The sequence below is a fragment of the Vibrio tasmaniensis genome (genome assembly GCF_024347635.1).
Taxonomy (GTDB): domain Bacteria; phylum Pseudomonadota; class Gammaproteobacteria; order Enterobacterales; family Vibrionaceae; genus Vibrio; species Vibrio tasmaniensis.
Genome location: NZ_AP025510.1, coordinates 1,690,038 through 1,704,291 on the forward strand (window position 1 = coordinate 1,690,038; position 14,254 = coordinate 1,704,291).

Sequence of the window (14,254 nt, forward strand, 5' to 3'; positions counted from 1 at the left end):
TTGTTCTAGAGACTTAAATCAGTGTTGTTCTAGGCATTTAAATCAGGTTAAAAGTCTGATTAGTGTTTCAACTTGGGAGGTCGCGTGACCTCCCCATCCGTAACCAACTCTTTATCAACTAAGCAGCAGTTATCGACTCAGCACCAGTGCGATAGTAGCTCTGTACGTCTTTGTCAGGGCTGCGAACTTCCCGTTGATAAAATGGACATCCCTTTGGGGAAATCCGCTTACTGCCCAAGATGCGGTACTCAGCTTTATAGAGGAGGCACCCCTAGCCTGTCTGGAAACCTTGCAATCGCTATTACCTGCTTATTGCTGTTTATCCCCTCACACTTTTTTGAATTCATCAGTATTCGCCTGATTGGTGTCATGATACCTGCGACGTTACCATCTGGCGTATTTACTTTAATGGGTGAAGGCTTCCCTCTACTTGGCTTGTTGATCTTATTCTGCAGTTCGATCGCCCCGTTACTTGTTTGTACCTCGGTACTCATCACCCATTTATCATTGCGCTTTAAGATTTTCACACCATTTCGTTATGCATTAGCTATCATTCAGACACTTAAGCACTGGATGATGTTGGATGTGTTTCTGGTGAGCGTGGCAATCTCGTGCTTCAAATTACAAGATTACTCAGATATTTTCGTCGGCCCTGGTTTAGTTGGTCTGATTCTACTGCAGCTTTTCAGTGTCTTACTGGTAAGCAGAATCAGTGTGCGTCGCTACTGGGAAGCTTGGGCTAAAGAATCTGACTACTCTTTCGATCAAAGTAAGAACGTACACTGTCATAACTGTCACCTGTCTCAGCCTGACGGGCACACTTGCGTGCGTTGTCACCATGACTTATATCATCGCAAACCCTACTCTGTACAAAAGACATGGGCTCTACTTTTTGCCGCCTCAGTGGCTATCGTGCCGGCCAACGTCATTCCAATTTCTATCGTGATAACAAACGGGCAAAGATTAGAAGACACCATCATCTCCGGTGTCGCTTCGCTAATTAATAGCGACATGTATGGCATCGCAGCAATCATTTTTATTGCCAGTATCGTCGTGCCTGTCGCGAAAATACTTGGTCTAACGTATATCTTAATTTGTATCAAAATGAAGCGTGCGGTTTACCATAGACAACGTATGACCATCTATTTCATTGTGAAATGGGTGGGAAAGTGGTCGGTAATGGATCTGTTCGTTATTTCGATCATGATGACCTTGGTCGACCGTGGACAAATTTTAAACTTTACACCAGGTTATGGTGCAGTCGCTTTTGGCGTCGTGGTTGTTCTCACGATGCTGGCGGCGGAAAGCTTAGATCCTAGGCTAATTTGGGATAACTACACCTCTAAAGATGAGTCAGTGAATGAACAACGATAACCAATCACAAACGTCATATTCACCAGAAGTCAGGAAAAACAAAGGTATTTCCCCTTTGTGGATCCTGCCGATACTAACCGTCGCATTAGCGGGTTGGTTGGTCATGAAATCGATACACGATGCAGGACAACGTGTGCAGATATATTTCTCAGATGCCGCAGGTTTAGTCGCAGGTCGAACGACAATTCGCTACCAAGGCTTAGAGGTGGGTATGGTGCGCGACATTACCTTGTCCAAAGATTTATCGAGCATCTATGTCGATGCTGACATCTACCCAGAAGCGAAAAAGCTACTCTCAAAAGGCACGCGTTTCTGGCTCGTAAAACCAACGGCAAGTTTATCTGGTATCTCAGGGTTAGATGCGCTTGTTTCAGGTAACTATATCGCTATCCATCCTAGCGAAACCAAGCAAGAACCAGAAACCGTTTTCCAAGCCTTAGAATCATCCCCTTCTGACTTATTGGCTTCGGAAGGCCTGAATATTTCATTGACGACCAAAGACCTGGGGGGGGTATCTGTTGGCTCTCAAATCGTTTATCGTAAAATTCCAATTGGTGAAGTTTACAACTACCAGCTAAACGACAACGCAAAATCCGTGACGATTCAGGCGGCGATTAAAGATGAATACAGTCATATCATTACCGACCAAAGCCGTTTTTGGAATGTCAGTGGCTTAGGTGCCAGTATCGGATTTTCTGGTGTCGACGTACGCTTAGAAAGCCTCAGCGCGCTACTTGGCGGTTCAATTGCGGTCGACTCTCCGGGAGAAGGTCAGCCAGTAGAAATGAACACCAAGTTCAAGCTCTACCCAGATTTGAAAACCGCCGGTCGTGGTATCTCTATCAAAATCGCAGTGCCAGACGACAACAAGATCAGCGCAACGGGCTCTCCGATCATGTATCGAGGCATCGAAATCGGTCAGATCACTGATTTATCTTTAAGCGAAGGGCGTGAAAACGTCATCGCATCTGCAGCTATTCAACCGGCATTCAGTGACTTTTTAAATAGCGGCAGTCAATTCGTTTTAGAAGAAGCTGAACTGTCACTCACTGGTATGAAAAACATTGCCAACTTAGTGACAGGAAACTTTTTAACCTTGGTTCCAGGTGAAGGTGAAAAAGCGCGTCGATTTACTGCGATTCGAAAAAATGAGTTCAGTCAGGAACAAGAAAAATCCGTTGCGATTCGCTTAACGTCGAACAATTCATTCGGGTTGGATGTCGGTACACAGCTACTCTACAAAGGCATTGCTGTTGGCTCTATCATCCAAGTGGGTTTAGTCGATGGTGTGGGCACTGGCTCAGACAAACACGAAGTGTTTATGGATGCGCTTATCGATAACGAATATGCTCACCTAATCAAAAGCCACAACCGTTTCTTTGTAACTGGCAGTGCAACCGCAGAGCTTACCGAATCTGGCTTGAGTGTGACGGTTCCACCTGCAAAACAGCTTCTTACTGGCTCAATTAGCTTTGTGAGTGAAGGCCAATCTAAAGCACGAACGGACTACCAGCTTTTCCAAAGTAAGTCGTTAGCAGAAATCGCTAAGTTTAATCAGTCTGGCTCAAAGACACTGTCGTTGTTTGCGAGCGAGCTACCTTCAATTTCTAAAGGAAGCCCACTACTCTACCGCAACCTACAAGTGGGTAGTATTTCTGATTTTCAGCTTACCGACGGTGGTGTGAGAATCAAAGTCACGATTGAAAACCGTTACACGCACTTACTCAATAAACATACTGTTTTCTGGAACCGTTCTGGCGTTGAGATTGATGCGTCGTTATCGGGTATCAGTATTAAAGCGGCACCCGTTAAAACGCTAATTCAGGGTGGTATTGCTTTTGACTCTCTTCCGGGAATAGACAACAAACTTGGTGATGTGTGGAAGCTTTATAAAGATTCGAAATCCGCTCGAAAATTTGGTCGCGCAATAACGATCACCTCTTCTGGCGATAAAGAAGTCAGCAAAGGCATGGCGATCAAATATCAAGGCGTCACCGTCGGTGAGGTTACCTTGGTAATTCCGAACTTCAACAAGGGTGGTATTGAAATTACTGCGCGTGTTTTACCTGAGTACGTAGACAAGATTGCCGTGGCGAACAGTCACTTCTGGTTAGCAGAACCTGAGATTGGCCTCAACGGCATCAAAAACGTCTCTGCGCTTCTCTCTAAACACATCAACGTAGATCCGGGCAATGGTGACAGAAATACGAAATTTAAGCTTAGCAAAGGACCTGTGCAGCCTGAAGGGAAGATATTCCAGCTACAAAGCGAAACGCGAGGCTCGGTATCTGAAGGCACACCTATCCTATTCCGTGAGCTAGAAATAGGCAGTGTTATCGATGTTCAGCTAGGCGAATTTGCTGACCGTATCATCTCTACGATTCAAATAGAACCTGACTACGCGTATCTGATCCGCGCAAACACTGTGTTCTGGAACGTATCAGGTGTCGATGTCTCAATCGGTCTATCTGGTGCCAACATCAAAGCTGGAACGGTAGACAGCTTGTTAAGAGGTGGCATTACATTCTCAACGCCACCGACCAATGAACTTCAGCCAGTGGCAAATGAAGATCAGTCTTTCTATCTCTATCCTAAAGCCGAAGATGAGTGGACATCATGGAGAACCGCAATTCCTCGCCCATAAAGTGCCCCTCTAACGCTTAACAAAGAATAATTCATCATCAAAATGCAGCCATTCGGCTGCATTTTTGTTGTTTGCTATAAATATGGTTTAGGACGGCCTCATTTTGCTTTAAACTCCCCGCATTAATGCAATAAATCGAGACACTCTTTTGCACGCTAACGTATATATTCCTGAAGAATTCCTAACGCACATCGAATCAATCATGCCTAGTCATCTAGATATGGCTTCTTTTGTCGCGTCATGCCAAAAACCACTTCGTAAAAGTATTCGAGTCAACACATTGAAAATCAGTGTTGAGGACTTCTTAGTACGAGCAAAAGAGAAAGGCTGGGAACTGGAACATGTACCTTGGTGCGAAACGGGGTTTTGGATTACAGCGGATGAAAGTGAAGCGCCACTAGGTAATACGGCAGAACACATGTCTGGCCTTTTCTATATCCAAGAAGCCAGTTCTATGATGCCACCGTCTGCACTTTTCCAAGGTGAGGCTGACTACCAAGCCGTATTAGACACTGCGGCTGCACCCGGTTCTAAAACAACGCAAATCGCGGCGCTAATGAATAATCACGGCGTATTGGTTGCCAATGAATACGCAGCAAGCCGCGTGAAAGTTCTTCATGCCAACATCGAACGTTGTGGCGTTCGTAATGCCGCACTCAGCAACTTCGATGGTCGAGTTTTCGGTGGATGGTTACCAGAACAGTTTGATGCTGTGCTGCTAGACGCGCCCTGCTCTGGTGAAGGTACAATTCGCAAAGACGCCGATGCGATGAAGAACTGGACGTATCAATCTGTAGTCGATATTGCTGACACTCAAAAAGATCTGATCGAAAGTGCTTTTCATGCTCTCAAACCTAACGGCGTGCTGGTTTACTCAACCTGTACGTTAAGCACGGAAGAGAACCAACAAGTGTGTCATCACCTAAAAGAGACCTTTGGTGATGCGGTTGAGTTCGAGTCTTTAGAAAACTTATTCGACAATGCAAAAGCGACCACGACCGAAGAAGGCTTTCTTCACATCTTCCCGCAGGTTTATGACTCAGAAGGTTTCTTCGTTGCACGTATTCGTAAACTCGCTTCTGTGACGCCACCAGAAGTGAAAAAACGTTTGGGTAAATTCCCATTTGAAAAAGCCAATAAGAAAGCGCAGCAAGAAGTCGCTGAACAACTGCTAGGCGCACTCGATATCGAACTACCAAGTGACACTCAAGTGTGGATTCGTGACAAAGACGTTTGGCTGTTCCCAGAAGCGCTAGAACCTATGATCGGTGAGTTCCGTTTCTCTCGCATGGGCATCAAGATCGCTGAAACCCATAAAAAAGGTTACCGCTGGCAGCACCAAGTTGCGACAACGCTCGCAACAGGCAATGAAGCCAACATTGTAGACCTTAGCATTGAAGATGCTCGTGAATGGTTCATGGGCCGAGATGTTCGCCCAGAAGGCTTGTCAGGTAAGGGCGAAGTACTGGTTAAATACAACGGCGCGATCATTGGCCTTGGTAAGTGGGTTGGCAACCGAGTGAAGAACGGTTTACCACGCGAACTCGTGCGCGATAAGAACCTATTCTAAATAGCTTTCGTGCTTAACCATTTAACGACTTAACGACTTAACGACTTAACGACTTAAAGAAGCGCACAAACAAAAAAACCAAACAATGTTAATTGTTTGGTTTTTTTTCTATTCTACCGGTCATGTAATTCAATGTGCGAGCGCTTGTAAATCAACGACTAATTATACAAACATCAATTCAAGTCACTATTTCAAATAAGAAAAATCGCACTTTAGGGAATCTAAACTAGACTTCAATCTAATAGTCAAAAGATTGAAACGATTAGCGTAGGCTCTTCGGAGCCCTTTCCCCTAAGCCCAAACAGGAAAGTTTGGGCTTTTTTTTTGACCGAAAGGATCGCTTATTTAACTAAGCTGATACCTTCTTTGTCGATAGTGATCTTGCCAGATTTGTACAAACCACCAATTGTCTTCTTGAACGTACCTTTACTGGTTCTGAATGCAGAGAAAATAGCTTCAGGAGAAGACTTATCATTCAAAGGCAGGTAACCGCCCTTCTTCTCAAGCAGGTCCAGAACCTTAGTGCTTAGGTCATCCATCTTAGCGACACCAATTTTCTGAAGAGACAAGTCAATCTTACCGTCTTCTTCACGAACATTTTTAATGTAGCCTTTTAGTGTTTTACCGATGAACAGCTTACCGATGATGTCAGATGGGAAAATCATACCCCAGTGTTCACCGTTCACGATCGCTTTGTAACCAAGTTGGCTGCGCTCAGCGATAATGAGATCAACTTGCTCATTTTGCTTATAAGTCGCAGGTGTGTTGTCTAACCATTTGTTGAACTTGGTTGTGCCAACGATACGGCTCGATGCTTTATCGATATACACATATACTAAGATTGACTGGCCTTCGTTTAAACGGCCGCGCTGCTCGCTGAAAGGAACAAGAAGGTCTTTACCTTTCACGCCCCAGCTCATGAATGCACCAGTGCTGTTAACACCTTCAACCGTCATCAAGCCAAACTGACCGACTTGAGCAATTGGTTTTTCAGTAGTGGCAGCGATCTGGTTGTCAGAATCAATGTATAAGAAAACATCAAGCTTTTGACCAATTTCAACACCTTCAGGAGTAAATCGTTTCGGCAGCAACACCGTTCCATAGTCGCTCGCGTCAAGGAATACACCGAAGTCTGCTTGTTTTACTACTTCTAGGTTGTTTATTTGACCAATATTAATCATCAAGATTGTCTCTACTTTAAATTTGGCGGTGATTATACGTGATCTCTGATATGCTTTCGCTAGTTTCATTCATATTTTTATATTCTAGGAGACATCGTTGATCACCGTTGATAAACAAGATGCGATAACACTTAAAATTAACCATGCGATGGCGAAGACCAAAAAGCTCGATATGGACGTTTATCTATTCATTCCCGGTGAACTCGGACTGACTCCTGAAGTACTTTCTGAAAGTGCCTTCTTCTACAGTTCAATTACTCAAAAGCGCGCTTACTACAGTGATAAGACACTATTACCATTGGTACACAGCCGCTTGGCAAAACGCGGACGCTTATCGACGACACAGTATCGTGTGAGTTTGAGTTTGTTCGCCTATCAATACGTGATTGCTTTAGATAAAGCCGTGAGCAGCTTGAATAAGACAGATAGTGACGACGTAACGGCTGATGACGTCGATGAAGTCATCGAACTGGCTTTGGATATCCTCAAGAAGCTTCGTCGTAGTATTCCTTATGAAGAAAACCTAAAGCGCTATTATGCCAATATTGATAACTACCTTTCTTGGTACACGGAGCAAAAATTCTTATCTTTGGTATCACATATGCCACGTGGCAGTGAATACTCGACGATAAAAGAGCGACTCTTGACGCTTTGTGAAAAAGAGACCGCCCATCGAAAACTTAATCGCTATAACTCAGCGAAGGTACGAGAAGACGTAACGCGTTTGAGCAACAAGATGCGACTGCTGCGACGTTTGATAGAACACCCTATTGTCCTCAAAGAAAAGACGACATCAATGGGTAAGAACGTGAAGAGAGCCGTTAAAGGTATCGCCACAGGCTTAGTCATGGTGGTCGTGACCACAACTGTTATATTGGCTCGCGACTTCCTCGGAGAGATCACCGCATCTTTCATCGTATCGATGTCATTTATCTATGCGTTACGCGAAATATTCAAAGATGACTTAAGAGATATCCTTTGGCGTTGGCTTCGTAAAGGCAAACCTAAATGGAAACGCCGCTACTTTGATCCAACAACCAATAAATCTGTCGGCCATAAGCTTGAATGGTTGGACTACGCGAATTTTTCTAAGTTAGCAGACCGTATTCAATCAATACGTAAGAAACGTGTTGTTCAACGTGAAGAGCAAATTTTGCACTATCGTTCGCATACAGAGATGTCGACATCGACCTTTATGAGTGGTTACGAAGAGACTCGTGAAACGGTATCGATCAGCCTCAGAGCGCTAACACGCTTGATGGACAAGGGTTCAAATAACGTATATCGCATGAATGAAGGGCAAGTAAGCCGAGAATCAGTAGAAAAACGCCACCTGCTCAACCTGATCATTAAAGAGAACAATCACGACGATGAACCTACCTATTACCGCTGGAAAATCGTCATGAATCGTTCAAAGATCGTTGATATCGAGCAAATCACTCAAGAATCTTAGCGTTAGAACGGTATGTGGATGCTCAATTTACATGCCGCTCGTTCACTTTTCGATTCCTTCATGCTACTCCGCGAACTTTTTAGCTACTTTCTCGAAGGTACTTTCTTAATAGAAAGCGTTAACGTGAACTCCGCCATTGGCTCGTCGCCATGCAAAGACGGACAAGTCGCGATAATCGTCACGGGTTGATTCACACGCTCGCCAGTAGACATGGTTTCTGCCAACATAGTGTTGATCAACTCACCATCATTACAAGTGAAGTGTACGTCACCTTCTGGACGCTTCAAGAAATTACCTGTCACCTCTTTAAATGCCAGCGAGATCTTTTCGCCTTGCTGCTGAGATTTACTCATTGCAAGAAAGCCACCCGCCACATCAGCACCTACTGCTAGTACACCAAAATACATGCTGTTGAGGTGGTTCTTAGTCCGCCTTTTGAGAGGAATTTTCACTTCAACATGTTGATTATCCAGCGCGAGCAGTTTTGGTCGACATAGCCAGATCAGAGGTACTTTGAAAAAGCCAAACATGCTCAAGTAGAAATTTGCTTTTTGTAGAGGGGTCAGCATTCTAATTACCTAGCTAAATAAGTCATCAGACCAGTTAATCGATTCGCGATGCATATGTCAAAAAAATGTTACAAAAAAGAGATATCATCGCATAATGATATCTCCCTTATTCTCAAAGCTTTAGTGACTTAGATAAACTCAAACAGCAAGTTGATTTATCTAGACAATAAGCTGATTTATGCAGTGATGACTGTTTCTACACCTTCGAGATCCGCGATGAACCCTTGTAAGCGCGGGTAGTCCACCAAGCCTTGAGTCACAAGCAGGACGGGCTTCTTCGCGTTCAGTGTTGCTTTAACAATCATACTCAATAAGGTAATAACCGCCTCGTTTTGAGGATCAAAAGCATGTTGCTGGGCTTCATTGTGCTTGTCTACACCTAAAGTGAAAGACGCTAAGCTATCAACGTTCACCACAACGCCATCAAAGTAATGCAGTAATCTTTCGCTTAGTAGCACAGCAGACGGCACATCGCACGAGAACAGAACTTTTAGGCCATTCAGCCCACGTGGTAAGCCTTGCTCTGCAAGCAAATCAATAATCTTAGCAGCATCGCTTAATGCTCGTACATACGGTACAACCACTTCAACGTTAATACCCTGCTCTCGCAGCGCTTTAATAACCTGACACTCTAAAGCAAATGCTTTGCTGTACTCTGATGTTGCATAACGAGCAACCCCACGAACACCTAGTGCCGGGTTTATCTCTTCGGCTTCACAGCTACCACCAAGTAGCGAACGGAAGCCATAGCTATCAGCACTGCTTAACGCGATACGAACAGAAGTATGATTTGGCTGAACGGCAGCTTGGATGGCAATCACTAAAGTCGAAACAAAATGCTCATCGACTGTTTTATCGCCAAGGATCGCATCTAAAGAGGTTTTTTCGATATCAGTTAGTGTATCTAAATGACTTTCAATACTCGGGTGATAGAAGACACGATCCATGACCAATTCAGATAATGAAACGTATAAGTGGTTGGAATTATTATTATCGTTGTAAGAAGGCAGCACATCACCTAAGACAAGTTCTGGGTGCAAAGTGCTTTGATTTTCTTGAGTCATTGCTGCTCCAGCATTTTTATGTTGTGTTCAAACGAAAATACCGATAGCTGCCTGTTAATACAAGTGAAAATCCCCCATTTGACGTTGGCCTGCTTATAAAAATGAGAATATTAGCAATAACAGAGATAACTTTGACTTAAGAGAGTTTATTCCTCTGTTCAATTCCGTTATCTTAACCACTTCGCAATAGAATAAAAAAGCTATCACATGCCATTAAAAACTGATGAGTTGAGAACCCAAGCTCTGGGTCCTATGCCAACTCCTGCCGAACTAGGCAATGCACACCCTATTACTGACGACGTTGCTGAGCGCATTAAGAATTCTCGCCGCCAAATCGAAGATATCCTAACGGGTCGTGATAATCGCCTATTAGTTATCGTTGGTCCTTGCTCTGTTCACGATACAGATGCGGCACTTGATTACGCTGAACGTCTAAGCCAGATTCAAGATCAATACAAAGATGAACTATTCGTTGTCATGAGAACCTACTTCGAGAAACCTCGTACGGTTGTAGGTTGGAAGGGTTTAATTACCGATCCTAACCTTGATGGTTCATACGCACTTGAAACAGGCTTGAATAAAGCACGTAAGCTATTGCTAGATATCAACAAGCTTGGCCTAGCTACCGCGACTGAATTCCTTGATATGATCACCGGCCAGTACATTGCAGACCTTATCACTTGGGGCGCAATTGGTGCTCGCACGACTGAATCTCAGATTCACCGTGAAATGGCTTCTGCACTGTCTTGCCCAGTTGGCTTCAAAAACGCGACTAACGGCAACATCAAAATTGCCATTGATGCGATTCGTGCTGCGCATGCTTCACACTACTTCTACTCGCCAGATAAGAACGGCCGCATGACGGTTTACCGTACTTCTGGTAATCCATACGGTCACGTAATTCTACGTGGTGGCGATAAAGGCCCGAACTTCGATGCTGAATCTGTGGATAACGCATGTCAGCAGTTAGCTGAATTCGATCTGCCTCAACGTTTAGTTGTAGACTTTAGCCACGCTAACTGTCAAAAGCAGCACCGTAAGCAGTTAGAAGTTGCACAAGACATTTGTGAACAAATCAAATCTAACAAGAACCAAATTGCAGGCATTATGGCGGAAAGCTTCATTGTTGAAGGTAACCAGCCAATGACAGATATCAACAACCTAGAATACGGCAAGTCTATTACTGACCCATGCCTAAGCTGGGAAGATACTGCAACAATGCTCGATATGCTTGCAACAGCAATTAAAGATAGAAACTTAGCTTAAGGAAACAACACAATGCCATCATTTGACATTATCTCTGAAGTAGAAGCAGTAGAACTGCGTAACGCGGTAGACAACGCAAACCGTGAACTATCGACTCGTTTCGATTTTCGTGGCGTTGAAGCAAGCTTTGATTACAAAGATGAATCAGTAAAATTGACTGCTCAAGACGATTTTCAACTGAAGCAAATGCGCGATATCCTTCGTAGCAACCTAACAAAACGTAATGTTGATCCTAACGCGATGGAAGCGAAAGCAGCAGACCAAACAGGTCGCACTTGGCACCAAACGGTTATCTTTAAGCAAGGCATTGAAACTGATGTCGCTAAGAAGATCGTTAAGCTAATCAAAGACAACAAAGTTAAAGTTCAAGCTTCTATCCAAGGCGACAAAGTTCGTGTCACGGGTAAAAAGCGTGATGACCTACAAGCTGTTATGGCTCTAGTTCGCAGCGGTGAACTTGGTCAACCTTTCCAGTTTGACAACTTCCGCGACTAATTTTTGAGTTTGAGCGACTGCTTATTGTGGTTGCTCATTCATCAGCACAATGTCGTGTTTAAAATCGCAAAAAGCCACTTCTTTTAGGAAGTGGCTTTTTATTTATCGGTCAGCTTTATTCGCATACCGCGAGGGCATTTGAACCGAGCTAGATATATCGAGCCTTACTTGAGTACTTTGGCTGCAGACAATTTTAGGTCTTTGCCGACCAGCAGATTGAACTCTACGCTTGCTGGTGGAATAAATACACACACTCGCAATTTCTCTGCTCTGGCTTGCTCAAGTTTGGTTGATAGCTCTCCGCTATTAACATAGCTCTCTCTTTCTGCATCTCGACGGCATAAGTCTATAAATTCGAATGGACAATCGATTGGTGAAAGTACGAGCTCTGCCTCTTGCATCAGACGTAAAGCCTTCATAGAAAGTAGCTCAACATCTTCTTCAAATTCGACCCAAGTGACCTGCCCTTCACTATCAACTTGCTCAGTCAACGACTGTTGATAATACGATTCAAGTTGATCCCTATCCGTCACTTGATTAATAAAACTGGACGACAAAAAGCGCTCCCAGAATTTTCGGCGTTCATCAACAGTAGGAAAGGACTCTTTAATTGAATTGCGTTTTGATGCACCGAAGTCCGCTATCAAACCTATGTTCTGTGGCAATACAGTTTCGAGTTTTTCTCTAATATTTCTCACCAAAACAGGTGATGCTCCCCCACTTGAGATCGCTATTTGGATTCGTCCGCGATTTATCATTGAGGGTGTGATGAAATCACAATAGGGTAAGTCATCGACCACATTAACAAGAATACCCATTTTTTTTGCATCATTATGTACTTGATGATTTAGGTTTGGGTTGTCGGTCGTTGCCCATACTTGTAAGTAGTTTTTCGAGATAAGCTGTGACGAGTAAAAATTTTGAACCCAACGAAGTTTGTCTTCATCAGCTAACTGTTTTAAGTAAGGTGCGACCTTGGGAGAAACCAAAGTTACATTTGCTCCCGCTCGTAGCAAACTGTCGACTTTTCGACAAGCAACCTCGCCCCCACCAACCACTAGAATTGGCTTATTCTCTACATCCAAAAACATTGGGAAATAACGCATGTTCTTCCTTGAGGTGACTTCAATAACTATTCAGCCATGCTACCAAATTTGGAGCATATTCATAACTATCCAAGTGTAATAAAAATATTTATTGACCAAATTTCAATCTTTTTTAAGGCTAATCCGCCAGTAATGCGACTCTCATTCAGAATATTTACCTAGTCTGCCATCAATGTAAAAACCTAAATCTCGTTGCACCAACAGTGTGAACCGTTGCACTATTTACATTCAGTTAACATTTGTTCATTCTAATTGTGTTCGGATTTGTGATTTCATTCAAAATTCTTTTTAAATTATACATTTGTGAAACTACGGATCCTTTCCTAACCTTATAAACAGTTGTTTAAATCGCACACGGTTTCATTTGCAAAATGCAACTCGCTTAATTTGAGCAACAAGGTCATAGACAACGCAACACACAAGAGACACTCAAACGAGTATGAGTATCAGGTGTCACCTGGTTAACAAGGAAGGATACAAATGACAAATAAACTAACACTTCTTGCTTCAGTAGTAGCTGCATCAACTGCGATGATGGCAACATCAGCATCAGCGGCAGAAAGCACTCTGGACAAAGTCACATCTCAAGGTTTTCTAACTTGTGGTGTAAGTACAGGTCTTCCAGGGTTCTCTAACCCTAACTCAAAAGGTGAATGGGAAGGAATTGATGTTGAGTATTGTCAAGCTCTTGCAGCGGCTGTACTCGGTGACAAGACTAAAGTTAAGTATGTACCGCTAACAGCAAAAGAGCGTTTTACCGCGCTTCAATCTGGTGAAATAGACGTACTATCTCGTAACACAACATGGACGCTACATCGTGACACTGCTCTAGGTTTGAACTTCGTAGGCGTTAACTACTACGACGGTCAAGGCTTCATGGTTAAGAAAGAACTTGGACTAACAAGTGCTCAAGAACTAGATGGCGCTTCAGTGTGTGTTCAATCAGGTACAACGACTGAACTTAACCTAGCCGATTACTTCCGCAACAGTGGCATGTCTTACAAGCCAGTGGTATTTGATACGGCAGCACAAACATCAAAAGGTTTCGATGCGGGTCGTTGTGATGTTCTTACAACTGACCAATCTGGTCTATATGCACTTCGCCTAAATCTAGCTGATCCTAAATCTGCACAGGTACTTCCTGAAATCATCTCTAAAGAGCCACTAGGCCCTGTTGTTCGTCAAGATGATGACAAGTGGTTCAACGTTGCTAAATGGACCCTTTCTGCAATGATTAACGCAGAAGAGTACGGCATCTCTTCTAAGAATGCTGACGAAATGCTTAAGTCAAAAGATCCAAACATCAAGCGTATTCTTGGTGTTGACGGTCCTAAAGGTAAAGGCCTTGGCATTCGTGACGATTGGGGTTACCAAGTAATTAAACAAGTTGGTAACTACGGTGAGAGCTTCGAACGTACTGTTGGTACAGGTTCACCACTACAGATCTCTCGTGGCGTAAACGCACTATGGAATGCGGGCGGCTTTATGTACGCTCCACCAATCCGTTAATAAATTAACAAGCATCAATTAGG

Annotated in this window: 11 protein-coding genes; 7 read left to right on the forward strand and 4 right to left on the reverse strand. The window is 43.6% G+C overall.

Annotation, left to right across the window (positions count from 1 at the left end; translation table 11 throughout):
• The first annotated feature begins 72 nt into the window (after positions 1-72).
• The 3 genes from OCV44_RS07770 (at position 73) to rsmF (ending at position 5,588) form a co-directional block, all read left to right on the forward strand.
• Positions 73-1,374, forward strand: a complete 1,302-nt coding sequence (locus OCV44_RS07770) for a paraquat-inducible protein A (protein ID WP_122047521.1) — start codon at positions 73-75, stop codon at positions 1,372-1,374.
• Positions 1,361-4,018 carry an MlaD family protein gene (locus tag OCV44_RS07775; protein WP_139685802.1) on the forward strand — a complete coding sequence of 886 codons (2,658 nt, stop codon included), beginning with the start codon at positions 1,361-1,363 and terminating at the stop codon, positions 4,016-4,018. Before OCV44_RS07770 ends, OCV44_RS07775 begins: the two co-directional genes overlap by 14 nt.
• A 148-nt stretch (positions 4,019-4,166) precedes the next feature.
• Positions 4,167-5,588: a 16S rRNA (cytosine(1407)-C(5))-methyltransferase RsmF gene (gene rsmF / locus OCV44_RS07780; protein ID WP_139685803.1), complete on the forward strand. Its 1,422-nt coding sequence runs from the start codon at positions 4,167-4,169 to the stop codon at positions 5,586-5,588.
• A 341-nt stretch (positions 5,589-5,929) separates the two neighbouring features.
• On the opposite strand, the gene OCV44_RS07785 is transcribed toward rsmF, so the two are convergent.
• Positions 5,930-6,838, reverse strand: a complete 909-nt coding sequence (locus tag OCV44_RS07785; protein ID WP_009846647.1) for a CvfB family protein — start codon at positions 6,836-6,838, stop codon at positions 5,930-5,932.
• Positions 6,839-6,866: 28 nt separating this feature from the next.
• Here OCV44_RS07785 and OCV44_RS07790 point away from each other — a divergent pair, with 28 nt between their 5' ends.
• A complete protein-coding gene (locus tag OCV44_RS07790; protein WP_012603874.1) occupies positions 6,867-8,222 on the forward strand; it encodes a hypothetical protein in 1,356 nt (451 codons plus the stop codon).
• A gap of 83 nt (positions 8,223-8,305) precedes the next feature.
• On the opposite strand, the gene OCV44_RS07795 is transcribed toward OCV44_RS07790, so the two are convergent.
• Complete coding sequence (locus OCV44_RS07795; RefSeq protein WP_017082222.1) at positions 8,306-8,791, reverse strand: PaaI family thioesterase; 486 nt, start codon at positions 8,789-8,791, stop codon at positions 8,306-8,308.
• Between the two features lie 176 nt (positions 8,792-8,967).
• Complete coding sequence (locus tag OCV44_RS07800) at positions 8,968-9,855, reverse strand: putative PEP-binding protein (protein WP_139685804.1); 888 nt, start codon at positions 9,853-9,855, stop codon at positions 8,968-8,970.
• Between the two features lie 207 nt (positions 9,856-10,062).
• Here OCV44_RS07800 and OCV44_RS07805 point away from each other — a divergent pair, with 207 nt between their 5' ends.
• Both OCV44_RS07805 and OCV44_RS07810 read left to right on the forward strand, forming a co-directional pair.
• Positions 10,063-11,121, forward strand: a complete 1,059-nt coding sequence (locus tag OCV44_RS07805; protein ID WP_139685805.1) for a 3-deoxy-7-phosphoheptulonate synthase — start codon at positions 10,063-10,065, stop codon at positions 11,119-11,121.
• Between the two features lie 12 nt (positions 11,122-11,133).
• Positions 11,134-11,616, forward strand: coding sequence for a YajQ family cyclic di-GMP-binding protein (locus OCV44_RS07810; protein ID WP_004733632.1), 483 nt, complete (start codon positions 11,134-11,136; stop codon positions 11,614-11,616).
• A 164-nt stretch (positions 11,617-11,780) separates the two neighbouring features.
• On the opposite strand, the gene OCV44_RS07815 is transcribed toward OCV44_RS07810, so the two are convergent.
• Positions 11,781-12,722: a precorrin-2 dehydrogenase/sirohydrochlorin ferrochelatase family protein gene (locus tag OCV44_RS07815; protein WP_139685806.1), complete on the reverse strand. Its 942-nt coding sequence runs from the start codon at positions 12,720-12,722 to the stop codon at positions 11,781-11,783.
• A 480-nt stretch (positions 12,723-13,202) separates the two neighbouring features.
• Between OCV44_RS07815 and OCV44_RS07820 the strand changes: the two genes are divergently transcribed.
• Positions 13,203-14,231: an amino acid ABC transporter substrate-binding protein gene (locus OCV44_RS07820; protein WP_004733634.1), complete on the forward strand. Its 1,029-nt coding sequence runs from the start codon at positions 13,203-13,205 to the stop codon at positions 14,229-14,231.
• Positions 14,232-14,254 lie beyond the last annotated feature (23 nt).

Excerpts from the sequence above, each read along its gene's own strand:
- OCV44_RS07775 (WP_139685802.1), top strand. The coding sequence starts at position 1,361 with ATGAACAACGATAACCAATCACAAACGTCATATTCACCAGAAGTCAGG.
- OCV44_RS07785 (WP_009846647.1), bottom strand. The coding sequence starts at position 6,838 with ATGAAACTAGCGAAAGCATATCAGAGATCACGTATAATCACCGCCAAA.
- OCV44_RS07795 (WP_017082222.1), bottom strand. The coding sequence starts at position 8,791 with ATGCTGACCCCTCTACAAAAAGCAAATTTCTACTTGAGCATGTTTGGC.
- OCV44_RS07800 (WP_139685804.1), bottom strand. The coding sequence starts at position 9,855 with ATGACTCAAGAAAATCAAAGCACTTTGCACCCAGAACTTGTCTTAGGT.
- OCV44_RS07805 (WP_139685805.1), top strand. The coding sequence starts at position 10,063 with ATGCCATTAAAAACTGATGAGTTGAGAACCCAAGCTCTGGGTCCTATG.
- OCV44_RS07810 (WP_004733632.1), top strand. The coding sequence starts at position 11,134 with ATGCCATCATTTGACATTATCTCTGAAGTAGAAGCAGTAGAACTGCGT.
- OCV44_RS07815 (WP_139685806.1), bottom strand. The coding sequence starts at position 12,722 with ATGCGTTATTTCCCAATGTTTTTGGATGTAGAGAATAAGCCAATTCTA.
- OCV44_RS07820 (WP_004733634.1), top strand. The coding sequence starts at position 13,203 with ATGACAAATAAACTAACACTTCTTGCTTCAGTAGTAGCTGCATCAACT.